The sequence below is a fragment of the Flavobacterium adhaerens genome, assembly GCF_040045115.1.
In the GTDB taxonomy this organism is placed as follows: domain Bacteria; phylum Bacteroidota; class Bacteroidia; order Flavobacteriales; family Flavobacteriaceae; genus Flavobacterium; species Flavobacterium adhaerens.
The window spans coordinates 368828-394331 of the sequence record NZ_JBDLZX010000003.1 but is presented as its reverse complement, the minus strand read 5'-3'; the positions used below and the strand labels follow the sequence as shown (position 1 = coordinate 394331).

Below are 25504 nucleotides of genomic sequence, written 5' to 3'. Positions count from 1 at the left end.
CATTCTCGCTGTGTTTTTTGTTTAAATCCAAGGAGTTTTATTCTTAATTGTAACTGTTTGTATGGTGTTAATACTCCAAACTAGCATTCCAGGTTTCCCTATTCTCAATAATCGTTCATCGGAAACATTCTTTTTAGTAGCCCATAGAATCCATTTTCTTACTAGAAAACTCCAGGTAATCCATCCAATAACAAAGGCTATTAGTAAATTTTGTTGCAATGAAAAATATGCAAATTCCAATAATCCTAAAAAAGCAAATACCATAACTATAATAACAGGTAAATTAACAGTCAGTTGACCTTTAACTAATATATCAAAATCTGAAATTTGCTTATCATTCATGGATTATTTTTTTAAAAACGGAATACTAAAACTACTTTTCGGGACACTTAATTAATGTTCACTTATTACTTCTAATTCGGTTCTAAACGTTAGCATTTTATCCCCAAATAATTTTGCTCCTTCTTCACGTAATATGGGCGCATCTTCTGTATAATATTTTTCTAATGTTTCTTTGCTGTCTGTTGTATATTGAACAGAATAAGTAGTACCTCCCATTTCTTCCTCTACCATAACACGAACCATGCGAGCTGAGCTAAATTTCCCGCACGCAAGCATTTCTGGAATATGTTTGTGTTGCATCCAAATCATCCATTTATCATGAACACTTTCGTGAATATTTGTGGTTACGTTGTAAATTATCATTTTGAGTATTGATTGTTTAATTGTTTTATCTTGTTTGTTTTTGCAATTTTCTTTCAGTCCTAAACTACTATAAGTTTGCATCTCCTCTCAACTCTCTGAATTTCTTTCTTGCATCGACAAAATAGATACTATCTTGATGGTTGAAGATAATTTTTTCATAGAGCGATTTGGCCGTATCGATTTGTTTGAGTTGCTTATTGTAAATTTCAGCCGAAAAATAGAGTGCTTCATCGACATAGATTCCGTCAGCATGGCGGTCAATTATTTCTTGATAATTTGGTAATGCTTGTGTATAATCTCCAACTCTTTCATATACGTTGCCTAATCTTAATAGGGTTACCGCTTCAATTTCCTGTCCTTTAAAACTTTTTAGAATAGCTTGAAACTGCGTTATCGCTTCTTGATTTCTATTTTGATATAAAAGATAATCTCCTTTGGCAAATTCTTTTAATGCAGTTTGGGTCGAATCGGCTACGGTATTATCATTTATTAATAAAAAATATTCTAATGCATCATTGGCAATTAATTGTGTATTGGCTGATTTTAGTTCTTTAAATTGTTTTAAAGCCCATTCGAAATCAGTTTTAAAGTAGCTTGTTTTGGCTGATTTTAAACTGGCTTCATGCGATAATACATTGTTTTGCAAGTTTTCTTGTATTTGAGAATAATAAAGTAATGCTTGATTGAATTTTTCTTCAGAAAGTAAAATATCGGCCAATTCCATTTTGCATTTTGCTTGATCAAATTGGTTCAATTGCATTTCCATTGCCTTTTTGATGATGACTTTTCCATGAGTCGGGTTTCTCATTACAAAACTCTCAAAATGAGCCTGTTTTAATAACAAGGGTAATGTAGTTGGGCTAAAACCATATTGCTGTAATAAAGCATCAAATTGAGTGCTTATGTCAGCATACTGATTGGGTTGTGCCTTATCAATTTTCATTTGCAACAAATAGGTGTTGGCTTGTACAATTACGTTTACATCCGAGGTATTTGCTAAGACATAATCCATTACTTCTTTGGCTACTTCGTTTTCCTTTTCTTCTATAGCCATTTGTCCCAAACTGATGATGTTGGTAAGCGACTCTGGATTTCGTTTATAAATGGCTTTTTCTTGAATAAAAGCTTTCCCGAATTCTTTTTGTTGCATATAGAACCAACTCAAAAATTGATTCCAATAGATATCTTGATTTTTTTGGACTCTAAGAATTAATGTTTTCTTTAGGCTATCATTAAATTTGGAATCTCCTTCAGATGACATATATCGCAACAATTGATTTTGCATCATTACGGTCGATTGCTGATTTTCAAAAGCTACATCCAATAAATTTGCGATCATTTGCTCATTATTACCTAATTGTCCATACAAAAGAGCTGTTTGATATTTAAAATCATAAGTAGGAACAATTTCGCTAGCTAGTAGATAGGATTTTAAAGCATATTCCAGTAATATTTTTTTCTCAAAAGTATTGGCAACACTATAGACTTCATTAGGTGTTTTTCGGATTTTATCTATTGCTTCATCATAATACTTTTTTGCTTTGGTATCATTTTTTTGCAATTGATAATTATAGCCTAACTCAATCAAAAGTGGAGAAAACTTATACTTGGACAATCGGTTTTGAATCTCCTTTTCGGCAGTTTCAAATTGAAGTAATTGTTGCATACATTCAATTTTTCGCTGAAAATACAAAGGATTAGAGGGTAAAGCATCTGATAATTCTTTAAAACTGACTAAAGCTTTCTCAAAGTCTCCTTTTTCAAAGTAATATTGAGCCAATTGTTCGTTTTGAGAAAAACAAATCAATGAAAAAAATAGAGCAATATGTAGAAAGATTTTTTTCATTTTTCAAGAACAATTTGTTGAAAGATATAAGTCATATAAGTTCGCATTTACTTAAAATGTTGATGCAGGGATCTTATATGACTTATATGTTTAATCAATTAATAATGTCAAAACCACAGTAAGGACGCAATACTTCCGGGATTACAATTCCTTCTGGAGTTTGGTAATTTTCTATAATTCCAGCAAGTACTCTAGGCAAAGCCAATGAACTTCCGTTCAAGGTGTGTGCCAATTGGTTTTTACCCTCTTTATCTTTGAAACGTAATTTTAAACGGTTCGATTGAAATGTTTCGAAATTAGAAACAGATGAAATTTCTAACCAACGTTCTTGTGCGGTAGAATATACTTCAAAATCATAGGTTAATGCCGAAGCGAAGCCCATATCTCCACCACATAGGCGAAGTATTCTAAACGGCAATTTTAATTCATTTAGAATTGCTTTTATGTGTTCAACCATACCATCTAAGGCTTCGTATGATTTCGCGGGATGCTCTACTCGAACAATTTCTACTTTGTCAAACTGATGCAAACGATTCAAACCACGAACATGCGCTCCATAAGAACCTGCTTCACGACGGAAACATGGCGTATAGGCAGTTCTGAGTATTGGAAATTCATTTTCGTTAACGATTACATCTCTAAAAATATTGGTCACAGGAACTTCGGCTGTTGGAATCAAGTAAAGATCATCTGTAGCATCATGATACATTTGACCTTCTTTGTCTGGTAATTGTCCAGTTCCGTAAGCAGATGCTTCATTCACAAAATGAGGAACTTGAACTTCTTGATAACCTGCCGCAGTATTTTTGTCTAAAAAATAATTGATTAAAGCACGTTGCAAACGAGCCCCTTTTCCTTTATAAACAGGGAAACCAGCTCCAGTAATTTTATTACCTAATTCGAAATCAATGATATCGTACTGTTTTACTAATTCCCAGTGCGGTTGAGCACTTTCGTGTAAAACAGGAATCTTACCTTCTTCATAAACATTTAAATTATCGTCTGCCGATTTTCCTTCTGGAACTATATCAGCAGGAAGATTAGGTATTGTGTATAATTTTTCTGTTAATTCATTGGCTAAAGCAGCTGAATTTTCAGAAAGTACTTTGCTTTTTTCTTTTAATAAAACTGTTTTTTCTTTAAGGATGGCTGCTTTGGTTTTTTCTCCTGCTTTCATCAATTCGCCAATATCTTTGGATAATTTATTAGATTCGGATAAAACAGTGTCCAATTCTACCTGTGTAGCGCGACGTTTTTCATCCAATTGTACCACTTCATCAACAATTACTTTGGCATCCATATTTCTTTTGGCCAAAGCTTTGATTACTTTTTCTTGATTTTCTCTAATAAATGCGATTTGTAACATAGTTTTATTTTTATAACTAAAATATTGGAAGCAAATTTAAGGAAATGTTTGCTAACAACGAGAGAAAGTTTAACCAGTAGATTTAATTTAATAATGTTTTTTATTGATAAATAGACAGTAGTTCTTTTACTTATAAGTAAATGAATTCTTATTGTTAAACTTTTTTCTTTAATTTTACTAAAAACTAGAAATCATGCTATTAGAAAATATCGAAATCGCTTTAAACAAACAAATTCGAATTGAGGCAGAATCTTCACAAATTTATTTATCGATGGCTTGTTGGGCTGAGGTGAATGGATTGGAAGGAATTGCACAATTCATGTACGCTCAATCAGATGAAGAACGTTTGCATATGCTTAAGCTGATAAAATATGTAAACGAGCGTGGAGGTCATGCCCAAGTTACTGATTTGAAAGCTCCAAAAACAACTTACGAAACTTTCAAAGGGATGTTTGAGGAACTTTATAAACATGAAGTTTTTGTTTCACAATCTATAAACGATTTAGTGCATATAACTTTTCAAGAAAAAGATTATGCAACTCATAATTTTTTGCAATGGTATGTTGCCGAACAAATTGAAGAAGAAGCTACTGCTAAAACAATCCTAGATAAGATTAATCTGATTGGTGATGATAAAGGAGGTTTGTACCTTTTTGATAGGGATATTCAACAAATAGCCGTAGTTAGCGCTGCCGCAAATACCGCTGCAAAGTAAAAATAAGATAAGGTTTACTAAACAAATTCTCAAAATCGAAAAAATGGTTTTGAGAATTTTTTTTGCACCAAAAATGTGTTAAATTTTATTTAGAACAGTTTAAAATAAACTACATTTGCCTTGGTTTTAAATTCTTTATACCATAAGTTTCAAATGAATACAAATTTTTAATAGACGTTACATTGAGCAAGAAAGAAAAGGAAAAGGAGAAAAAGGACAAAAAGAAAAAGAAAGAGAAAAAAGATCTCCTAAAAAAAATCAAAGCTGCCGAAAGTTGTAAGTCTAGTTGTATGGTTGGTTGTAAAGTGGCTTCAAACTGTAAATCAAGTTGTTGTGAGAAATATAAAAAGAGCGAAAAAAAGCGTTGCTCTCGTTGTCCGATGTTTGATTTAATTAAAAAGTCAGCTTAATAGTTGTTTTTTGAGTATTTTTAAAATTGAAGATATATCTATAGTCGATAATTTAAAAGCAGTAGTAGCGTTAGGTTGCTACTGTTTTTTTTTGAATGCCAATTTCATTTGATCTATTATTTTTTTTATTTGTGGATTAGAAATCATAACATTCTCATTTGCGCCAAGCCACTTTTCAAAATTTGGTTGATCTATTTTATAAAAATAGCCTTGTAAAATATAAAAAGCATTTTCTGGAACATAGGTAGTATCTGTACAAAGTTTCAGTGACTTGTTGTAGTTTTCGATGGCAAGATCTAACTGTTGCGTATTGGCTAAAGCAAAAATGTATTCTTTGTAAGCATAGGCATCATTCGGATTGGTGTTTAGTATTGCTGATAATAGTATAATTGCTTTTTCATATTGTTGTACACAATTATAGGAATGCGCTAATTGTAATTTGATGTCTTTAAATTCACTGTCAATTGGATAAGCTTTTTCTAAGGATTCTAATGCTTTTTTGCATTCACCCCAAGCATTGTAGGTAGAACCCCAACTGTACAATTGTTCTATGGAGCCTTCTTTCGATGTATAAGAGTTGAACCAATCCGGAATTTTGTTGGCTATTTTTAATTGTTCAAATAGGTTTTCGGGAATAGCTGCTATTTGTATTTTATTTGGATACAAAGGAATTTTGATTGATGATCCTTTTTCATTTGGAATCGCTATAATTTTACCTGCAGTATCAATTTTGAAATTTCCACTATAATCAAATGTAAGCCCCATTTGTGTATCCAAATAAATGAAACCATATTTATAAAATCCGTTGCTACCCTCGGGAAAAGCAACCCATTTATTCCCGCAATCCAGTACGGTTTTGTCAAAAGTTAATTGCGCAGATACTGTAATGCTAACCAAGAAAATAATAGCAGAAAAGAGGTTCTTCATAATCTGTTTTTTGGGATGACTTAGAAAGTTTGTTGTAATGTGTATTTCTAAATTATTATATTCTTTTGTAAATCTAATTGATTCATTGCACAATAAATGAGTCGTTGTGATTATTTTAAGTTTTACAAAGACAAGTAGAGACGTTACATTTGCAACGTCTCTATTATAATTTAAACTATTGTAATCATCTATTAGAATTTTCCAAAGAAAGAAGAAATATCAAAATAATAGCTGATTTTGCTTCCATCTGGTTTTTGTGCATCTAAACGATCATAAGGTTTGTTTTTTTCAAAAAGTAATGCTTGTCCCAACACGTTACAATCCGCACAATTTTCACGAACATAAGTGTATTCTTCTTTGATGTTTTTGACTTTTATTGCTGTTTCGATGCTCAAACCATCAGCATTGGCATTATTTTCTTCATATGTACTAAGGGCGATTTTAGCTTCAGAGTCACGAGTATCAATAAATTCGTATGGTCCATCGCTATTAAATTCTATTGCTGAATTAATCATTTTGAATTTAATCTGATTTTCATTTAAAACTTCGTAAGTATAAATATCCGTTTTTTGAGAGTTTTCATGATATTCATAAAATTTCCCCTTTTCTGTCCAACATTTTCCAGTTTCAACAAAGGTATCTGTAACATCGTTTTCTTTTGTAGTAAATTGTAAAGTGAATGATCCGTCTTTTTTGCGTTCCATTACCCAACTTTTTTCAACATTTTCTACTTGGTTTCCTTTTTCACGACCAATTCTTTGTCTAATTTTATTTTTTTTGGAGGTTCGATTTTTTCTTGTGCGTTGCAAAAGTTTATGAGTAAAAGAAATAGTAAAAAGGAGTTTTGTAAAGTTTTCATAATGGTTTGGCTGAGTTTATGGTTAGTAAAATATTGTTTTATAATTTGTAAATATTGTTAGCGAATGTTGAAAATAGTAATAATTAACGTTGTGTATTTTCGGGAAACTATCTTGATATCAACGGAATTATTTGCAAAAGACAATATTTATTGATTGTACACTAGGACTATTTGTTCGGACTAAGATGTAAATTCTGTTGGCATAATTTTGGCCGGAGTTGGGTCATTTTGCTTAATTCGTAAAGTAATTATCTTTTGAATTTCTAATACATTTGGAACTCCCGAGATATAAAGAATATCAGGGACATATTTGTCTGATTCGTTTTTCTTACTAACCATTTTTCCAGTTCTAAGCTCCATTGAGACATCTTCTTTCTTACTGTTTATTTCCATATTTCCTGTAAATTGTTCCCAATCATAGGTTTTAATAGTTCCGTTAAGAAAATGAATAAGTCTGCTTTCCGTCCCGACAAAATAGCCCCCTTTTTGAAAGAAAGAGATAATTCCACTAACCAAAATGACAATTCCTACCACAACAAAAAGACCGATTAATAAAGCGGGAACAAGTAAAGAATCAAAATTTTCCAAACTTCCAATAGTTGGTTCATCATTTACTTTAAAATGAACTTCTTCTCCTTTTAAAAGAGGTCCAAAAAAGGCTATAACAAAAATGCTAATAAAGGCAGACCATATTACTCCAAAAATTATAAGCCCCAATGAATTTTTTAGTGGTTGCTTCCTTTTGGCAATTATGGAAAAATCTATTTTTTCTGTTCCAACAACTGATTTTATATCTTTGGGTAGTGACTGAATATTGTTCAATGATTTTAATTTTTTTGTTTCATACTTATTCAAATATATTGTTTTTTTTCTTACAAATGATTATAAGGGTTTTTGCTTAATTATGAATAAAAAAATGCAGCCATTCTAAAACAGCTGCATTTTTAATTAAAAAACTAATTGTACTTATTTTAAAGCCTTAAAAAGGATTTCGACTGGGTGTAGTGCCTTACGCTTGGTTCCGTCGCTAATTTGATGCCTGCAGCTCGTTCCTGAGGCAGAAATTAGGGTCGCTTCGGCTTCGGAACGAATGGTTGGGAACAGTACTAATTCTCCAACTTTCATCGAAATACCATAATGTTCTTTTTCGTATCCAAAGGATCCCGCCATACCACAACATCCGCTAGGAATATTCAAAACAGTATAATTTTTAGGCAACATTAGGATTTTTTTCAAAGGCACTAATGATGACAATGATTTTTGGAAACAATGACCATGCATACGAACTCTCTCTGTATTTTCGGTAAAGGAATCCGACGATATTCTTCCTTCGTCTAATTCTTTGGCTAAAAATTCTTCAATCAACATCGCTCTGCTAGAAAAAGCTTTGGCTTTTGCTCTTAAATCACCTCGACACAAATCTGGATATTCATCTCGGAAAGACAATATTGCTGAAGGTTCAATGCCTATTAAAATGGCGTTTTCGGGAATTTCTTTGGCAAAAGCTATAATGTTTTTTTCAGCGATTTCTCTAGCTTCTTTCAACATACCTTTAGAAAGATAGGTTCTTCCGCTGTAACCGATAGCAGGCACAACTACTTCATAACCCAAACGGTTGAACAGTTTCACAGCTGTCTGACCAATTTCAACATCATTGAAATTCAGGAATTCGTCGTTGTATAGATAGACTTTTCCTTGGATGAAATTCCCACTTTGTTTGTAGTTTCTAAACCATTTGGCAAAGGTTACTTTGTACATTTGTGGCAATGATCTTTCGGTGGCAAAACCAGTAGCACTTTTCACAAGGTTCCCGATGATTCCTTTGGTACCAAAATTATACAACCAAGGAACTGAAGCGAATAGTTGATTGATTTTTGGTGTGTTTCCAATTAATTTAGAGCGGAATTTCACTCCGTTTTTATCGTGATATTGTTGTAAAGTCTCTGCTTTTAATTTTGCCATATCCACGTTTGATGGGCATTCGGATTTACAGCCTTTGCAGCTCAAACATAAATCGAGTACATCCAGTAAAGCAGGATCGTCAAATTTATTCTCCTTGGTAGATTTGGTAATAGTTTCTCTCAGGATGTTGGCTCTTGCTCGAGTAGTGTGTTTTTCATCACGTGTTGCCATATAGCTAGGACACATGGTACCGCCACTTTTTTCTGTTTTTCTACAATCTCCCGATCCGTTGCACATTTCGGCGGCACGAACAATTCCGTTAAGTTCCGAGAAATCAAAATAGGTTTCTGGCATTGGAGTTTCTTGTCCAGGAGTGTATCTTAGGTTGGTATCCATCGGAGGTGTATTCACGATTTTCCCCGGATTGAAAATACCCCAAGGATCCCAAGTGTTTTTTACCTCAATAAAGAGTTTGTAAATTTCGTCTCCCAGCATCAGTGGAATAAATTCGCCGCGAAGTCTTCCGTCTCCGTGTTCTCCACTCAATGAACCTTTGTATTTTTTTACCAAATGGGCAATATCGGTAGCGATTGTTCTAAACAACTCAGTACCTTCTTTGGTTTTTAAGTCAATTATCGGGCGGAGGTGCAATTCTCCAGTTGCAGCATGCGCATAGTGTACACAGCTTAGGTTTCTTTCTTTTAGAACAGCGTTAAAATCTTCGATAAAATCGGGTAAGTCACTAACATCAACTGCTGTATCTTCGATAACAGCAACCGCTTTGGCATCGCCTGGAATATTCGACAATAATCCCAAACCAGCTTTTCGCAAGTTCCAAACTTTATTGGTGTCTTCTCCCCAAACAATAGGGAAGTGGTAACCTAAATTTTTGGAACGCATCAAGGCTTCCATTTCTTTGGCAAGCTCTTCGATTTCTTCTTTGGAATCCCTCAAAAATTCAACTACTAAAATCGCTTGCGGATCGCCTTGTACAAAGAATCGATTTTTGCTTTGCTCAATATTTTCTTTGGTACATTCCAAAATATAATGGTCGATCAACTCTACACTATCGGGGTTGAATTTTAAAGCCTCAAGATTAGCTTTCAAGGATTCGTTGATACTGTTATGGTGTACACAAACCAAACCTGCAAAAGGTTTTAAGGCATCTACCAAATTCAGTTTAATTTCGGTCGAAAAAAAGAGCGTCCCTTCAGAACCGGCGATTAATTTACAGAAATTGAATTTTTCTGACGGATTACCAAAAGGTTCACTATCGACCAATAAATCCAATGCGTAACCAGTGTTTCTTCTTGGAATAGATTTTTTAGGATAATTTTCTTCAAATAAAGCTTTATTGTCTTCAGAACCTAGTAATTCTTTGGCTTGAACATAAATGGCTTGTTCCAACGGGCTAACTACGTTAATTCCGTTGCATTTGTCTTCAAATTCGGCATTGGTCAATTCACCAAACGTAACTTCATTTCCATCGGCCAAGAACCCTTTGATTTCCAACAAATGTTCACGAGTTGAACCATAGACAACCGATCTGGCCCCACAGGCATTGTTACCTACCATTCCACCAATCATACAGCGGTTACTGGTTGAGGTCTCTGGTCCAAAGAATAATTTGTATGGTTTTAAATGTAGATTTAACTCATCTCGAATTACACCAGGTTGTACCCAAGCTGATTTTTCTTCAGCATTTACAGAAAGGATTTTGGTAAATTCTTGGGAAATATCGACTACAATTCCGTTTCCAACTACTTGACCAGCAAGTGATGTCCCAGCGGCACGTGGAATGACACTAGTTTTGTTGTCTCTTGCAAAGGCAATTATTTTTTGGATGTCTTCTTTGGTTTTTGGAATGGCAACAGCCAATGGCATTTCTTTATAAGCACTTGCATCTGTAGCATAAAGCGTACGCATGGTATGGTCGTATAACAACTTACCATCTAATTGCTTTTCAAGATTTTGAAGATTCATTGTGATATTTTTATGTAAAAAAATTCAGGTTTTAGATATTCGGAAATTTGAAATCTAAAACCTGAAATTTAAATTTATTTAGTATAGAATTCTATAGCGAATGGTATTTGGAATTTCTTTTAGTTTTTTCTCCAAATCGGTATTATGAAAATTATCGATATCGGTAATCACATAACCCAAAGTTTCATTTGTTTTCAAATATTGTCCTAGAATATTATTATCATACTCTAAAAGAATATTATTGATTTGTGCCAAAATGCCTTTTACATTTTCATGAATGTGCATGATTCTGTGCGCACTTTGAAGTTCTGGAAGCTGAATTTCAGGAAGGTTTACACTTCCGTAAGTGGTTCCAGTATTGATGTAATTGATGATTTTGTTGGCAACATAATGTCCGATGTCTTCTTGTGCTTCTTCGGTACTACCTCCGATGTGAGGGGTCAAGATAACATTTTTCATTCCGATTAATTCAGAAACAAAAGGTTCGTCATTGTTTTTTGGTTCTTCAGGGAAAACATCCACTGCAGCTCCGTGAATTTTACCATTTTTTAAGTTGGCTACTAATGCAGGAATATCAACAACATGTCCTCTTGAAAGATTCAAAAATACAACCCCTGGTTTCATGTATTCGAAAGCAGCAGCATCAATCATGTTTTTGTTGCTGGCACGCCCGTCAACGTGTAAAGAAATTACATCCGAAAGCGATAATAATTCTTTTAATGATGTACATTTTTTTGCATTTCCAAGAGCTAAACGATCGACAGCATCGTAAAAATACACTTTCATACCCAATGCCTCAGCAACAATAGAAAGTTGTGATCCGATACTTCCGTATCCAACTAAACCTAATTTTTTACCACGAATTTCAACACTATTGGTAGCAGATTTGTCCCATTTACCTTCGTGCATCAATTTACTTTTTTCGAAAGTATTACGAACCAGCATAATAATTTGTCCCAAAGCCAATTCTACAACCGATCTGGTGTTACTGTAAGGAGCGTTGAAAACCGAAATACCTTTCATGCTACAAGCATTCAAATCGACTTGGTTGGTACCAATACAGAATGTCCCTACAGCATGAAGTTTTTTGGCATGTTCTAAAACTTTTGCTGTTACATGAGTTTTAGAGCGAATTCCTAATATAGAAACGTCTTTGATTTTTTCGATTAATTCATCTTCATTCAAAGATCCTTTCAAAGTTTCTACTGAATAACCTTCATGTTCGAAGATTTCTACAGCATCTTTATGAATGTTTTCTAATAATAAAACTTTTATTCTGTTTTTTGGATATGATACTGAGGCTTTATAAGATAACTCATAAAGGATTTCATCCAATGATGGTGCAATTTGGCTTGCTTTTTCTACCACAATTTGACGACTTATGTTTTCAGTAAAAGCAAAAAATTTATCTACAGCTCCACCTTCAAGAGTTTCATAATCTGTATAACCATCACCAATCATGATAGCTTCACCTTGAAGATTCAAAGATTTGATTTTTTTTACTTTTCCTTGGTTTTCACACAATTCGTCTTTTTCATCAAAGCCTACAATTTTACCATCGTGGTCAAATTTGAAAGTATTGGCCAAAACGTGTTCTGGTTTGATACCGTATTCGGAAACAATTGGGATAATGATTTCTTTGAAACCATTAGATATGATATAGATATTATCGGAATGTTGTTTGAAAAAAGATCTGTTTCTAATTACCGAAGCAGTTACTTTCTTTTTTAATTCTTCAATTACAGCTCCAATATGATCTCTATTGGCTTGTAACAATTGAATTCTTTTGGTCAAAGATTCTTTTAGAGAAAGCTTTCCTTCCATCCCTAAATTAGTCAATCTTTGGATTTCGTTTAATATTTGCTCTCCAGCTGCACTATCTTGGTAAATTACTTCACATAATACATCTAGTGCTTCGACTTTAATGAAAGTACTGTCAAAATCGAATATAAATGTTTTTGGATTTTCTGTCATCTTTTTAGAATTTTTCACAAATAGATATTATCTGCCAATTTTTTTTTGCAAAGATAAGGTTTTGATAAAAATTTATTGGTATTATAAAGTGCTGTTTAACGAGAATTGAGGTTATTGTTGTAAATAGGCTTTCTGATTGGTTATTTTTAAAATTAATCTTAGAAAATCAAATTTAAATTTAGATTTATTTATTTATAAAGTGTTTCTAATAAACAAATTTACTTTGCGTATAAAGTTTAGTTAGAGGATGAAACCATAAAAGCATGTCAGATTCAGTTTTTAAAATAATGAATTTGACATGCTTTTATGGTTTTTTTAAAATTAATTAATTTTCAAACCCCAATTTTTCTCTAACTTTTGTTAAAACACCATCAGCAATTACACTTGCTTTTGCGGCTCCTTTTTTCAATAGAGCATCTACTTCTGGAAGGTTGTTGATATAGTAATTGTATTTTTCTCTTTCTGTTTTGAATTTTTCAATGATTAACTCAAACAAAGCTTGTTTAGCATGGCCATAACCATAATTTCCTCCTAAATAATTGGCTCTCATTTGTTCAATTTGTTTTTCATTTGCTAACAATTTGTAAATGGTAAAGCAGTTACAAGTATCTGGATTTTTAGGTTCTTCTAGCGGAGTACTGTCCGTTTCGATACTCATGATCTGTTTTCGTAAGGCTTTGTCATCTAAGAAAATATTAATGAAATTGTTTGCTGATTTACTCATTTTTCCTCCATTTGTCCCAGGAATAAGCATACTATTTTCTTGAATCTTAGCTTCTGGAATAACAAAAGTTTCCCCCATTTGATGGTTGAAACGCGATGCTACATCACGAGTAATCTCTAAATGTTGTAATTGATCTTTTCCAACAGGCACAAATTCGGCATCATACAATAAAATATCGGCAGCCATCAACATTGGGTAGGTAAACAAACCAGCATTGACATCATCAAGGCGATCGGATTTATCTTTGAAGGAGTGTGCCAATGTTAAACGTTGAAACGGAAAAAAACAACTCAAATACCATGTGAGTTCAGTAGTTTGTACGACATCCGATTGACGATAAAAAATTACTTTCTCGATATCCAATCCACAAGCTAACCATGCTGCCGCTGTACTATAGGTATTGCTTCTTAGTTCTTGTCCGTTTTTAATTTGCGTAACCGAATGCAAATCGGCTATAAAAAGAAAGGACTCGTTTTCGGGTTTATTTGATAATTCAATTGCAGGGATAATTGCGCCTAATAAATTTCCTAAATGTGGAGTACCAGTACTTTGAACGCCTGTAAGTATTTTTGCCATTTTTATTGTTTTAAATATCTTAGGAATATAATGAAGTTAGTATTTTTAAGCAAAGTTAATTCTTTTGCTAAATTTTCCACAAGTTTACTTATTTTTGGCTCGATGAAATGATTACAATTTTGTTTTTTTATAAAATCAATCATCGATTCGAATTGCTCACTCCCTTTAGAATGCTATAAATAGTACATGAGAAATTTAAAAAAAATATTTTGGACCATTTGGCGGGTTTGGTTTTACATTGTAATGTTGATTCCAATTTTGCTTATGCTCCCTTTTTTGGTCATTTCAATTTTAACAGAAAGCGGATATCCGTATTTTTTTAGATTGGCTCGGATTTGGGCAAAATTTGTTCTTTTTGGAATGGGGTTTTATTATAGAGTTGAAAAAGTTGAAGAACTTGACCTCAAAAGGAGTTATATGTTTGTGGCCAACCATACCTCTATGACCGACATTATGTTGATGCTTTCAGTGGTAAAAAATCCGTTTGTTTTTGTTGGTAAAATGTCATTAGCTAAAATTCCTTTATTTGGATTTTTTTATAAACGAACTATGATTATGGTTGATAGAAGTTCTTCCAAAAGTAGAGGTGAGGTTTTTGAGCAAGCGCAAAAAAGAATCAATAGAGGCTTGAGTATTTGCATTTTTCCTGAAGGAGGAGTACCTCAGGATGAGACTTTACTTTTAGATGGTTTCAAAGATGGCGCTTTTCGATTAGCGTCAGAACATAATTTGCCAATTGTACCTTTGGTTTTTCCAGATAATAAAAAACGACTTTCTTATACTTTTTATAGTGGAAGTCCTGGATTAATGCGTGTCAAAATTTTGCCAGCTGTAGAAACAGTTTCAGATGATGGTCAACCAATTGATAGAAAAGATTTAAGGGAAGGTGTTCGAGCCTTAATTTATAACGAATTGATTGCATTTCAAGAAAAAGATGCTTTAGAGAATTAAAAAAAAATCCGCTTTTGCGGATTTTTTTTTATTCTTCTTCAGCTAACTCCTTTATCTGTGCTTTAATTTTCACTTCTAATTCATCAGCTAGTTCTGGATTGTCTTTGATCAATGTTTTTACTGCATCACGTCCTTGACCCAATTTTGTTTCTCCATAACTAAACCAAGAACCCGATTTTTTGATAATTTCAAATTCTACTGCTAGGTCTAGAATTTCACCCGTTTTCGAGATACCTTCACCATACATGATATCAAATTCTGCTACTTTAAATGGTGGAGCCACTTTGTTTTTTACGATTTTTACTTTGGTACGGTTACCCAATACGTTCTCTCCATCTTTGATTTGAGTAGAACGACGTATGTCTAATCGAACAGAAGCATAAAACTTCAATGCATTACCTCCAGTTGTTGTTTCAGGATTTCCAAACATCACCCCTATTTTTTCTCTCAATTGGTTGATGAAAAACACGGTACAATTGGTTTTGCTAATAGTTCCAGTTAGTTTTCGCAATGCTTGTGACATCAAACGTGCGTGAAGTCCCATTTTAGAGTCTCCCATTTCGCCTTCAATTTCACTTTTTGGTGTCAATGCTGCTACCGAGTCAATTACCACTATGTCAATTGCTCCTGAGCGAATTAAGTTTTCTGCAATTTCTAATGCTTGTTCACCATTATCGGGTTGCGAAATGATGAGGTTTTCGATATCAACATTCAATTTTTCCGCATAATTTCTATCAAATGCGTGTTCCGCATCTATAAAAGCAGCAATTCCCCCCGCTTTTTGTGCTTCTGCAATTGCGTGTAAAGTCAAAGTTGTTTTACCGGAAGATTCTGGTCCAAATATTTCGATAATTCTCCCTTTTGGATAACCATTAACTCCTAAAGCCAAATCAACCCCCAAAGAACCTGATGAAATTACTTCAACTTCCTCAATGGCTTTGTCGCCCATTTTCATTACAGTTCCTTTTCCGTAGGTTTTGTCTAATTTGTCAAGAGTAAGTTGTAGTGCTTTTAACTTAGCTTCTTTGTCTGAACTGACTTTTTCTTTCATTTTTCTGTTATTTATATGGTTTTCCAATTATTTAGATCAAATATTTGGATCAAAATTTATTTTAATGTTCGTAAAATTACTTTTTTTTTCTGAACCACAATTATTGAGTTTTCAACAATAAAGAAGGTTTGTTTGGGCGTGCCACCTTTCTAATAAAAGGGCTATTTACTAGGAGGTCATTGCCCTTTTATTAGAAAGCTGTCGGGCTTTCCGCGCTACTTCGGTAGCTAGCTGCAATCCCTCACGCAAGTTTTTTTGTTAAGAATTGTAGTATGATGCACAATATCGTTTCAGTATAGAATGCTAGAATTCAATTTTCAATTATAAATTAAACAAATAATGCTTTTAATTCAGTAGCATCATGTGGATTCATTTTTCCAGCCAAAACCAAACTCAATTGTTTTCTTCGCAAAGCAGCATCAAATCGTTGTTTTTCCAATTCTGTTTCAGGCTCAATGGGCGGTATTTCTACTGGTCTTCCAGTATCGTCAACTGCAACAAAAGTATAAATCGCTTCGTTTGCTTTAGTCCTCTTAGACGATTGTCGATCTTCTACCCAAACATCCAAATAAATTTCCATCGAAGTCTTGAATGCTCTTGATACTTTTGCTTCAATAATTACTACACTCCCCAACGGAATAGCTTTGTTGAAGGCCACATGATTTACAGATGCTGTTACCCCAATTCGGCGGGAATGTCTTCCTGCTGCTATACTTGCCGCACGATCCATCCTTGCTAATAATTCTCCTCCAAATAAATTGTTCAACGGATTGGTTTCGCTCGGTAAAACCAAATCGGTTAAAATGGTTAAGGATTCTGAAGGGTGTTTTGCTGTCATTTTATAATTCGTTTAATTTTTTTTAGGTTTTCTTGTTTGACTTTTTTCAAGTATGATTTTAATTCAGCCAATATACAGCCATTACCGAAGGGATGAAATATAGGACTATGGTTCTTGCCCCATCGTAGTCTTTGGCAAGTCTTTGACCAAAAAGCATCATTATAAGTGTAATACAAGAAAAAATGGCGCCGTATAGACCATAGATTCTTCCGCTGTTTACAGCAAGTTCAATGGCACCCACTGTACATAATATACCCGAAATTAATTCTAAAACGAGTAAGTTTAGTAAAGCAAGTGGCACTTGATTACGCAATGGGGTTTCGGCAAAATGTTGTTTCAACCATTTCAAATTATCTTTCCAATGAAAAAGTTTCTCTTGAGAAGATTGCAAAAAAGTGATGGCCAAAAAAACTAAGATTAAGATGGAGGCAATATTATTCATGTCTTATTTTTTATGAATTAAACGGGTAAGTTTTATGGATAAGTCAGTCAAAATTATTTTAGCATTTCCATTACGTTCAATGTGATACATGGCATCAGACAGTTCTTTGTAAATGTCATTTATATTATTACCATTTACAAAAGGCGCAAAATTTTCCAACTTAAATTTGTCCACCTTTGTTTCTATATAAACTAATGGTTTCGCTTCGTAATTTAAAAGTAGTGCTTGCCGAAACATTTCAAGACAATATTGCAAGAATTTCTTTTGGGTTTCGCGTCCTAAAGCGGCTATTTGTTCACTCCATTCAATCAAGTCCTGAATTGCCGTTGCATTTCCTTTGGCTTTAAAAGCGGCACGAACCCATGTTACAAACCATTGTTCAAAAGGTGTTGCTTCATCATCCTTAAGTAGCTGTAGGGCTTTGTTATAATTCCCCTGAGATTGATGTGCTATTTTTAAAGCCATTTTTGGATCAATCTGCTCTTTTTCTACCAAAGCATTGGCAATTGTTTGTTCACTCAGACTACCAAAATGGGTAACCTGACAACGGGATCGAATGGTTTGAAGAATATCTTCTTCATTTTCTGAAATAAGTAGAAAAATGGTTTTTTCTGGCGGTTCTTCTAATAATTTTAGGAGTTTGTTAGAAGCGGCGGTATTCATTTTATCAGCCATCCAAATAATCATAATCTTATAACCACCTTCGTATGATTTTAACGATAATGATTTTAAGATTTCTTGTGCATCATCAACACGAATTTCACCCTGTTTGTTTTGAACCCCTAACTTTGCATACCAATCGAATAAGCCTCCATAAGGATTTTCTAAAATAAATTGTCTCCAATCGGCAATAAAATCAATACTTTTAGGTTTTTGTTTAATTTCTTCGGTAGTAACTGTTGGGTATATAAAATGTAAGTCGGGATGCGATATTTTTTCAAATTTTAGGACGCAGGATTCGTTTAAAACTTGATTAGAATTACATAATACATATTGCGCATAGGCTATAGCCATTGGCAAAGTACCACTACCCTCAGGGCCAACAAATAATTGAGCATGAGCTATCCTACCAGAATCGACACTTTTTTGCAAATGATTCTTTATGTATTCTTGACCTAAAATTTTAGTAAAATGCATCTGGCAAAGATATAAGAAAATGATAGTTTCAAAAATACTATAAATATATTTTTGTTTTAAAGAATACCATCTTAATAGTTGTATTAAATAACTTATAAAAATAACAAAATGTTTTCAACCAACAAATGTTAATAAGTTTTAGGTTTTATATGTTGAACGTTAATTTTTTGTATTTTTAACATGTATTTTAGTAAGAAAAAGAGTATTTATTAGTTAAAGTTTATTTCTCGTTTTGTTTTTTTTTGTAATTCTATTTTATAGATAAAGTGTTGATTATATGAGGTGTAGTGTTTGTTGTGCTATCTTTTAGTAATATAAAGTAGGCTGTTTTTGGTTTTCTACACTTGTTAATTCAATTTATTTGTATATTTTTGTTTTATTATTAATTTTAAATTCAAGTTATGAAAGTGAAAATTATTCTTTTCAGTATTTTTATGTTAGCTATAAGCTCTTATAAATCTAATGCACAGACAAAACCAAATATGCCGCAAAGTATTATCAGTACCAGCGCATCAATTCGTACATATAACGATGACAAAACGTTGAAGGCTATGTCAAAAGGAGAATTGGTAGAGTTATATATTGAGCGCATGAAAGTTATTGTAAGAATATTGCCTAAAATTGGTTTAGCTACTAAGCCAGGTGTTACTATGACAGATTTAGGTATTCCAGACACTTCAGATAACAAAAAAGCATTAGATCTTGAAAAAGATGCTACTCAAACTTATTTGGATATTACACAAGATTATTTACGAAAAATGCTACCGTTTTGTGATAAAGGTCAACTTATAAACGCAATTTTGTTTTATGAGCAAACTTTAAAAGCATTACGAGATTTAGAAGTACAATAAATCCTAAATTAATTATAAATTGATCCCTTAACTCTTAGTGAGTACAACTCTTTCTATTAGAGCTTAAAGTTAAAACTAAATACACCCCAAACCTATGAAGACTAAATTACTATTTATATGGGTTTTCCTTGCGATTGTTTCAAATGCAAACGCACAACAAGAAAAAGGTATTTTCGGACCAAGCAATTGGTTGAATAACTGGACTGAATTCAAACCAGCTAAAGCTGATTATGGAGAAGCTACTCAGATCCTTGCCGGAAATATTGCTATAAACACAACTTTATCCAAAAAAGATGTGTATATCATTCAAGGGAATGTATATGTTACTAACAATGCTGTACTTACTATTGAGCCTGGAACAGTAATTATTGGAGATGCCGAATCTAGAGGTACTTTAATTGTTACTAAGGGAGCCAAAATTATGGCAGAAGGTTTAGAAACTGACCCTATTGTTTTTACTTCTAACAAAAGTCTTAAAAAAGCTGGAGATTGGGGCGGAATTATCGTCCTGGGTGAAGCACCATTAAATAAATTTGGTCTTCATTCGTCAATAAGTTTAGACGATCTAGATCCTGCTTTAACTACTTTTGGAGGTGATAACGTAGAAAGCTCTTCTGGAGTTTTAAAGTTTGTGAGAATCGAGTATGCTGGAAAAAAAGTAAGAGGTGCTGATAATTTTAACGCTATTCTACTTGGTGGTATTGGTAACAAAACAATCCTTGAAAATATTATGGTAAGTTATGCTGCTGGAAATGCATTTCAAGTTTTGGGAGGTGAACCAGTAATGACTAAGATGGTTTCGTACAAATGTAACGGTACTGACTACCAATTTACTTTAGGAACTCAAGCAAAAATAGACAATTCATTAGCTATTAGATCTTCTTATATCAGTGACAGTAGTGGTTCTCGTTGTTTAGATGTTTCTTCATATACCAAAAAAGAGGGTATTGATTTTAGCAAAAAACAAACATCAGTTACGGCTACAAATTTAACTTTTGCAAATGATAGCGAAACAATTGATGCTGACATTAGTAAAGGGTTGGTAAAAGAAGCTGTTTTTGTAGCCGAAAATACAACTTTGGTTTTAAGAAAAAGTGTAATTTCTGGATTCAAACCTGCAGTAATATTAGATACTAATATTGAGATCAACGATAAAAATCTTAAGAAAATTAGAATTGAAGAAATGTATTTAAATAACTGTAAAGGTAATATTTTCTCTGCAGGATCTTTAAATAATGAAGACTTAGAAAGCTATTATGGAAATAGTGTTTTCTTTAACTTATACTCTAAAACTTCTAATGTTGAAACTTTTAATGATTTCGATAACCCTAGAAGACCTGATTTTAGATTAGCTTTAAGTAAGTTTACTGCATCATCAAAATAAATCACTATTAGATTGAATAAAGATAAAATGAAAGTTAAACCTTATATTTAAAGGGTTTGGCTTTCATTTTATTAATTTAAAAATACGTTTAAGCAAATTACCTTATTATTTGGAGAATTTTTATTGAAAGTAATTTTATACTGCTTGTCCCCAATCTAGCAATAAATTTAAACCTATGAAAAGAAAAACTACTCATTTATTTTCTTTTAGTATTTTTTTGTTGTTTTTAATGTTGCTGGTTATTTCAGCAACCACAAAATTGTGTGCACAAACAATTTCTCCTCAAAAACTACCTTTTAGTGCTATTTGTGCTGGTGGACCACATCCAAATAATCCAAGTCAAGTATTTAATGAGTATCAGGCGCAATTTGGTATTAGTGGTTTTGCTTCTGATGTTACTTTTATAGTGGAACTATCCGATGTTGAGGGTGCTTTTACTACTCCAACAGCAACGATTGCTTTAGCTCCTTTGCCTGGAACTCCAGCAGATACAGAGGTTCTTAAAACTTTAACTTTTGCAGTACCTGAAAACTTAGTGGGTTCTACAAACTATAGGTTACGAGTTAAGAGTAGTACTGGGGTGGTCAGTCAGCCGTTTACTATTTTTGGTTCAACAAGTACTAAAAATTTTTCAGCCTATTTTAAAGTTTACAATGAGTCTTTTTATATTAATGATAAAAATGCTACAATTAATTTTTGCAGTGGAGGTAGCGTAACCTTATCCGTCTATAATCCAACTCCAGATGATGTAAATTCTTCTCCAGCCAATTTTCCTCAATTACAATACAACTGGTATAAAGATGATGTTTTAATCGCTGGTGAGAAAGGAAGTTCATTGGTTGTGAATTCTGGAGGTAATTATTATGCCGAATTGGATTATGGAGCTTGTACTGATGTTAATTTTAGATCGCAAGGAGTTACTGTTACTAGTGCTTCTGGGGGGTCTGGTGGAGCAACGATAGTATCTAGTTTGGGCAACCCTTTTTGTGCATCTGATGCAACTATTTTATCTGCCCCTGCTGGTAATACCTACAGCTGGAGAAGAGATGGCAGTGGTACGGTATTAGGCACAAGTCAAACGTATCAAACCAATATTCCTGGAGTTTATACATGTGATATTGATTTTGGAGGTTGTAATGCTACTGCAACCATCGATTTAAAAAATAATGGTTCTATTAGTGCCAATGGTACTGCTATAGCTGCCAACGAAACTATTCGTATTGATCAAGGTGATACAGTCACTGTTACTGCTAGTACAACTACTGCTAGTCCAAGTTATCAATGGTATCTAAATAATGCTGAAATTAATGGTGCAACTTCAAGTTCTTTAGATATCACTGTAGCTGGAAATTATAGTGTGTCTATTTCTGGATGTTCATTGGATTTCAAAGTTTCTTATGACACTGTAATCGACTATAATGTGCCTAAGATTCCTAATATTATTTCTCCCAATAATGACGGAAATAATGATACATGGATCATTCCAAATGAGTATAACAATACCAATACTCATGTTCTTATTTTAAGTTCATTTGGCGATAAGGTTTTTGAAACTAATAATTATGACAATACTTATGGTTGGCCACAATCTAATATTGAGTTCAAAAACTTCAACCCAATTTTTTATTATATAATTACTCCAAGTGTTGGTTCTGCCAAAAAGGGATCTATAACTCTTCTGAAATAATATGAAAAAAATTTTACTCAATGTTTTCTTTTTTTGCTGTTCAATTCACGTTTTCTATGCTCAACAAGAAGATGGTGTAGTATCTTATGCTATGCCAACAGGAAACTCATTAAAATTTAATTCATTTTTTATCAACCCAACTTTTAGTTTTGTTAGACAAAATAGTACTTACATAACTTTATTCAATAAAACACAATGGGCTGGTTTTGAAAATGCTCCTACGACTTATTCTTTAAATTATTCCGGTAGATTTAGAGAAAATAATGGATTAGCTCTTGGTGTTTATAAACAGTCTGAGGGTGTTTTAAGTACAACTGGTCTTGTAGCCAATTTTTCTCATAATTTGCTTTTACAAGAAGAAAGCAATTTAACTTTCGGTATCAATGTTGGCGCTTATAGAAGCGGTTTGGATAATGGAAAGGTAGTTTCAAATTTTTCAGATACTTCATTAGATAATATTCCAACTAATACCCTAATGGTTATTTCTCCTGGTATTAATTACGGTACAGCTTTTTTTGATTTTGGTCTTGCTCTAAACAATTTGGTTACTTATAATTTCAACAGCGGAATTATGAAAGATGATCCGAATAAAGGGATTGCTGCCCATGTAATGTACACGGGATATCTTGATAGTTATGGTTTTTTTGACAAAAGTAAATTTTCTGGGATCTTAAAAACTGAGTTTAATACTGAAAAGACTATTATTTCTGGTTCGGCTATGTTTACAGTTCCAAAAGGGATTTGGGCTCAAGCGGGGTATCACTCCGTTTTAGGCGCTACAGCAGGATTTGGTCTAAATATAACGCCAAAAATTGCTTTAGAATATTCTTATGGGATGGGATTTGGTGATGTTTCACAACTTGGAGCTTCGCATATAATTGTTTTGGCTTATAAAATTAAGGGCAGAAGTTTTGATTATGGGGATGATGAAGAGGAAGGAGCATTAATAGAACCAGCGCCAATTCAGAAAAAAGTAGCTGCAACACCTAAAACGAGTTCAAAAGCATTAGCTGATGCAAAAATTGCTGAGGCTAACAAAGCTAAATTAGCGGCTGCTTCAAAAGCAAAGGCCGATGCTATTGCTGCAGCTAAGGCCAAAGCAGATGCTGTAGCACTTGCTCAAAAGAAAAAATTAGAGGCTGATGCGAAAGCCAAAGCGGATGCCGAAGCTTTAGCTAAGAAAAATGAAGCTGCTGCTGCCAAACTAGCTGCCGACAATAAAGCCAAAGCGGATGCAGAAGCTGCTGCTGCCAAACTAGCTGCTGATAATAAAGCCAAAGCGGATGCTGAAGCTGCTGCTGCTAAATTGGCTGCTGCTAAATTGGCTGCTGATAATAAAGCCAAAGCTGATGCTGAAGCTGCTGCTGCCAAATTAGCTGCTGACAATAAAGCCAAAGCTGATGCTGAAGCTGCTGCTGCCAAATTAGCTGCAGAAAATAAAGCTAAAGCCGATGCTGAAGCTGCTGCTGCGAAACTAGCTGCAGATAATAAAGCTAAAGCCGATGCAGAAGCTGCTGCTGCTAAATTAGCTGCTGACAATAAAGCCAAAGCGGATGCTGAAGCTGCTGCTGCTAAATTGGCTGCTGATAATAAAGCCAAAGCTGATGCTGAAGCTGCTGCTGCCAAATTAGCTGCTGACAATAAAGCCAAAGCTGATGCTGAAGCTGCCGCTGCCAAATTAGCTGCTGACAATAAAGCCAAAGCGGATGCTGAAGCTGCTGCTGCTAAATTGGCTGCTGATAATAAAGCCAAAGCTGATGCTGAAGCTGCCGCTGCGAAACTAGCTGCTGATAATAAAGCTAAAGCCGATGCAGAAGCTGCTGCTGCCAAACTAGCTGCTGATAATAAAGCTAAAGCCGATGCTGAAGCTGCTGCTGCCAAATTAGCTGCTGATAACAAAGCCAAAGCGGATGCCGAAGCTGCTGCTGCCAAACTAGCTGCTGATAATAAAGCCAAAGCTGATGCTGAAGCTGCCGCTGCGAAACTAGCTGCAGAAAATAAAGCGAAAGCCGATGCAGAAGCTGCTGCTGCGAAACTGGCTGCAGATAATAAAGCCAAAGCGGATGCTGAAGCTGCTGCTGCCAAACTAGCTGAAGAAGCTAAAGCTAAAGCTGCCGCAGAGATGGCTGCTGCTAAATTAGCTGCTGAAGCCAAAGCCAAAGCAGATGCCCAAGCCGAACAAGATAGAATTGAAGCTGCTGCTGCTGCCAAATTAGCGATTGAAGCCTTAGCTAAAGCAAAAGCTGATGCTACCCCTAAAGACGAGTATGGCAAAGCAATGGATAACTTGGCAAGTATTGCTGAAAGTTCTAAAAAGAAACAACAACAATTATTAAACCGTTTGGATGCATCTGTTGCTAATAAAGAAAAGGCGCTTAGAGAGTTGAGAGAAGAGAATGATTTAAGCGAGAAAGGAATTGTTAAAACAACTGTTGAGTTCAAGAGTACTTCAGGTGAGAATGCAGAAATTGAGGCAATTAGAGCACAAATCGCTGATTTGAGTAAATCTCAAGCTGATAATATTGCTGAGTTTACCAAAATTTATAATGAAAGACTTAAGAAGACACCTAAAAACGATCCGATTAATCAAAATTATTTGAAAACTATCGAGAATTTAAAAGCTGAACAATTAAAAACAGAACAATCTAATGCTGCTTTGATTTCAACTTTAGAACAAATTAAAGTAGAAACTGAAATTGAGAAAAAACGTAGAATCAAACGTGCGATTACGATTAATGATCAAGATCGTTATGCTCAAGATATGGCTACTCTAAAACAGATAAAGGCAACAACCAAAGTAAGTAGTGTACCATTGAAAGCTGAAGATTTTGATTTTGGAGATAATCAATCGAATATGCAGATTATCAAAAATAATAAGAATATTCAGCCAGGTTATTATGTGATTTTGGCAGTGCATTCGGATGTACAAAAGAGAGATACTTTTGTGACCAAAACCGTGGCAGCAGGTCAATCGAATGTGAACTTCTTTTATGATGTAAATTCAAGTAAGTATTTCATCTATACAGAAATGTTTGATAATTTACAGGAAGCTACTGATGCCTTGTCGGCAAAAGGAAGTAAGCCGTATAATGGTAAAATGGTAATTGTTAAAATTGACAAATAATTTGTAGTCTTTTTATTTTGGAAAATAATTTATATTTCTATTTGATATTGTT

The 25504-nt window shown here is 33.8% G+C and carries 21 protein-coding genes; 7 read left to right on the top strand and 14 right to left on the bottom strand.

What is annotated here, in order from left to right:
- Positions 1-21 precede the first annotated feature (21 nt).
- The 4 genes from ABEB18_RS06185 to serS all read right to left on the bottom strand — a co-directional run bounded on the left by ABEB18_RS06185 (position 22) and on the right by serS (position 3917).
- Positions 22-342, bottom strand: coding sequence for a hypothetical protein (locus tag ABEB18_RS06185; protein ID WP_348798309.1), 321 nt, complete (start codon positions 340-342; stop codon positions 22-24).
- 51 nt (positions 343-393) lie between these two features.
- Entirely contained in the window at positions 394-705 is a 312-nt protein-coding gene (locus tag ABEB18_RS06180; RefSeq protein WP_348798307.1) for a DUF4286 family protein, read from the bottom strand.
- 67 nt (positions 706-772) lie between these two features.
- Positions 773-2551 (bottom strand): tetratricopeptide repeat protein, encoded by a 1779-nt coding sequence (locus ABEB18_RS06175; protein ID WP_348798306.1) that lies wholly within the window; start codon positions 2549-2551, stop codon positions 773-775.
- A gap of 94 nt (positions 2552-2645) precedes the next feature.
- Positions 2646-3917, bottom strand: coding sequence for a serine--tRNA ligase (serS, locus tag ABEB18_RS06170; RefSeq protein WP_348798305.1), 1272 nt, complete (start codon positions 3915-3917; stop codon positions 2646-2648).
- Positions 3918-4110: 193 nt separating this feature from the next.
- Between serS and ABEB18_RS06165 the strand changes: the two genes are divergently transcribed.
- Together ABEB18_RS06165 and ABEB18_RS06160 are read left to right on the top strand one after the other, a co-directional pair.
- Positions 4111-4632: a ferritin gene (locus ABEB18_RS06165; protein ID WP_348798304.1), complete on the top strand. Its 522-nt coding sequence runs from the start codon at positions 4111-4113 to the stop codon at positions 4630-4632.
- Between the two features lie 182 nt (positions 4633-4814).
- Positions 4815-5042, top strand: a complete 228-nt coding sequence (locus ABEB18_RS06160; protein ID WP_348798303.1) for a hypothetical protein — start codon at positions 4815-4817, stop codon at positions 5040-5042.
- 78 nt (positions 5043-5120) lie between these two features.
- On the opposite strand, the gene ABEB18_RS06155 is transcribed toward ABEB18_RS06160, so the two are convergent.
- The 6 genes from ABEB18_RS06155 to trpS form a co-directional block, all read right to left on the bottom strand.
- Positions 5121-5969, bottom strand: a complete 849-nt coding sequence (locus ABEB18_RS06155; RefSeq protein ID WP_348798301.1) for a tetratricopeptide repeat protein — start codon at positions 5967-5969, stop codon at positions 5121-5123.
- A gap of 191 nt (positions 5970-6160) precedes the next feature.
- Entirely contained in the window at positions 6161-6778 is a 618-nt protein-coding gene (locus tag ABEB18_RS06150; protein ID WP_348798300.1) for a hypothetical protein, read from the bottom strand.
- A 230-nt stretch (positions 6779-7008) separates the two neighbouring features.
- On the bottom strand, positions 7009-7683 hold the full coding sequence (locus tag ABEB18_RS06145) for a hypothetical protein (protein ID WP_348798298.1): 675 nt from the start codon (positions 7681-7683) through the stop codon (positions 7009-7011).
- A 111-nt stretch (positions 7684-7794) separates the two neighbouring features.
- On the bottom strand, positions 7795-10713 hold the full coding sequence (locus ABEB18_RS06140) for an FAD-binding and (Fe-S)-binding domain-containing protein (protein ID WP_348798297.1): 2919 nt from the start codon (positions 10711-10713) through the stop codon (positions 7795-7797).
- Positions 10714-10791: 78 nt separating this feature from the next.
- Entirely contained in the window at positions 10792-12687 is a 1896-nt protein-coding gene (serA, locus tag ABEB18_RS06135) for a phosphoglycerate dehydrogenase (protein ID WP_348798296.1), read from the bottom strand.
- Between the two features lie 325 nt (positions 12688-13012).
- The gene (gene trpS, locus ABEB18_RS06130; protein WP_348798295.1) at positions 13013-13987 is read right to left on the bottom strand and encodes a tryptophan--tRNA ligase; all 975 of its coding nucleotides are present in this window, start codon (positions 13985-13987) and stop codon (positions 13013-13015) included.
- A 186-nt stretch (positions 13988-14173) separates the two neighbouring features.
- Between trpS and ABEB18_RS06125 the strand changes: the two genes are divergently transcribed.
- Entirely contained in the window at positions 14174-14938 is a 765-nt protein-coding gene (locus ABEB18_RS06125) for a lysophospholipid acyltransferase family protein (RefSeq protein ID WP_348798294.1), read from the top strand.
- 28 nt (positions 14939-14966) lie between these two features.
- Here the strand turns inward: ABEB18_RS06125 and recA are convergent, their stop codons facing one another.
- The 4 genes from recA to ABEB18_RS06105 form a co-directional block, all read right to left on the bottom strand.
- The gene (gene recA / locus ABEB18_RS06120; protein WP_348798292.1) at positions 14967-15989 is read right to left on the bottom strand and encodes a recombinase RecA; all 1023 of its coding nucleotides are present in this window, start codon (positions 15987-15989) and stop codon (positions 14967-14969) included.
- Positions 15990-16317: 328 nt separating this feature from the next.
- Positions 16318-16827 carry an acyl-CoA thioesterase gene (locus ABEB18_RS06115; RefSeq protein ID WP_348798291.1) on the bottom strand — a complete coding sequence of 170 codons (510 nt, stop codon included), beginning with the start codon at positions 16825-16827 and terminating at the stop codon, positions 16318-16320.
- Positions 16828-16885: 58 nt separating this feature from the next.
- The gene (locus ABEB18_RS06110; protein ID WP_348798289.1) at positions 16886-17269 is read right to left on the bottom strand and encodes a DoxX family protein; all 384 of its coding nucleotides are present in this window, start codon (positions 17267-17269) and stop codon (positions 16886-16888) included.
- A 3-nt stretch (positions 17270-17272) separates the two neighbouring features.
- On the bottom strand, positions 17273-18406 hold the full coding sequence (locus ABEB18_RS06105) for a DNA polymerase III subunit (RefSeq protein WP_348798287.1): 1134 nt from the start codon (positions 18404-18406) through the stop codon (positions 17273-17275).
- A 401-nt stretch (positions 18407-18807) separates the two neighbouring features.
- Between ABEB18_RS06105 and ABEB18_RS06100 the strand changes: the two genes are divergently transcribed.
- From ABEB18_RS06100 to ABEB18_RS06085, 4 genes are all read left to right on the top strand, one after another.
- Entirely contained in the window at positions 18808-19257 is a 450-nt protein-coding gene (locus tag ABEB18_RS06100; protein WP_348798286.1) for a hypothetical protein, read from the top strand.
- Positions 19258-19351: 94 nt separating this feature from the next.
- The gene (locus tag ABEB18_RS06095) at positions 19352-20641 is read left to right on the top strand and encodes a beta-helix domain-containing protein (RefSeq protein WP_348798285.1); all 1290 of its coding nucleotides are present in this window, start codon (positions 19352-19354) and stop codon (positions 20639-20641) included.
- Positions 20642-20816: 175 nt separating this feature from the next.
- Positions 20817-22328, top strand: coding sequence for a T9SS type B sorting domain-containing protein (locus tag ABEB18_RS06090; protein ID WP_348798283.1), 1512 nt, complete (start codon positions 20817-20819; stop codon positions 22326-22328).
- A gap of 1 nt (position 22329) precedes the next feature.
- Positions 22330-25452, top strand: coding sequence for a PorP/SprF family type IX secretion system membrane protein (locus ABEB18_RS06085; RefSeq protein ID WP_348798282.1), 3123 nt, complete (start codon positions 22330-22332; stop codon positions 25450-25452).
- The last annotated feature ends 52 nt before the right edge of the window (positions 25453-25504 follow it).

Excerpts from the sequence above, each read along its gene's own strand:
- trpS (WP_348798295.1), bottom strand. The coding sequence starts at position 13,987 with ATGGCAAAAATACTTACAGGCGTTCAAAGTACTGGTACTCCACATTTA.
- ABEB18_RS06095 (WP_348798285.1), top strand. The coding sequence starts at position 19,352 with ATGAAGACTAAATTACTATTTATATGGGTTTTCCTTGCGATTGTTTCA.
- ABEB18_RS06180 (WP_348798307.1), bottom strand. The coding sequence starts at position 705 with ATGATAATTTACAACGTAACCACAAATATTCACGAAAGTGTTCATGAT.
- recA (WP_348798292.1), bottom strand. The coding sequence starts at position 15,989 with ATGAAAGAAAAAGTCAGTTCAGACAAAGAAGCTAAGTTAAAAGCACTA.
- ABEB18_RS06100 (WP_348798286.1), top strand. The coding sequence starts at position 18,808 with ATGAAAGTGAAAATTATTCTTTTCAGTATTTTTATGTTAGCTATAAGC.
- serS (WP_348798305.1), bottom strand. The coding sequence starts at position 3,917 with ATGTTACAAATCGCATTTATTAGAGAAAATCAAGAAAAAGTAATCAAA.
- ABEB18_RS06105 (WP_348798287.1), bottom strand. The coding sequence starts at position 18,406 with ATGCATTTTACTAAAATTTTAGGTCAAGAATACATAAAGAATCATTTG.
- ABEB18_RS06140 (WP_348798297.1), bottom strand. The coding sequence starts at position 10,713 with ATGAATCTTCAAAATCTTGAAAAGCAATTAGATGGTAAGTTGTTATAC.
- ABEB18_RS06175 (WP_348798306.1), bottom strand. The coding sequence starts at position 2,551 with ATGAAAAAAATCTTTCTACATATTGCTCTATTTTTTTCATTGATTTGT.
- ABEB18_RS06155 (WP_348798301.1), bottom strand. The coding sequence starts at position 5,969 with ATGAAGAACCTCTTTTCTGCTATTATTTTCTTGGTTAGCATTACAGTA.
- serA (WP_348798296.1), bottom strand. The coding sequence starts at position 12,687 with ATGACAGAAAATCCAAAAACATTTATATTCGATTTTGACAGTACTTTC.
- ABEB18_RS06125 (WP_348798294.1), top strand. The coding sequence starts at position 14,174 with ATGAGAAATTTAAAAAAAATATTTTGGACCATTTGGCGGGTTTGGTTT.
- ABEB18_RS06115 (WP_348798291.1), bottom strand. The coding sequence starts at position 16,827 with ATGACAGCAAAACACCCTTCAGAATCCTTAACCATTTTAACCGATTTG.
- ABEB18_RS06185 (WP_348798309.1), bottom strand. The coding sequence starts at position 342 with ATGAATGATAAGCAAATTTCAGATTTTGATATATTAGTTAAAGGTCAA.
- ABEB18_RS06090 (WP_348798283.1), top strand. The coding sequence starts at position 20,817 with ATGAAAAGAAAAACTACTCATTTATTTTCTTTTAGTATTTTTTTGTTG.
- ABEB18_RS06110 (WP_348798289.1), bottom strand. The coding sequence starts at position 17,269 with ATGAATAATATTGCCTCCATCTTAATCTTAGTTTTTTTGGCCATCACT.
- ABEB18_RS06085 (WP_348798282.1), top strand. The coding sequence starts at position 22,330 with ATGAAAAAAATTTTACTCAATGTTTTCTTTTTTTGCTGTTCAATTCAC.
- ABEB18_RS06165 (WP_348798304.1), top strand. The coding sequence starts at position 4,111 with ATGCTATTAGAAAATATCGAAATCGCTTTAAACAAACAAATTCGAATT.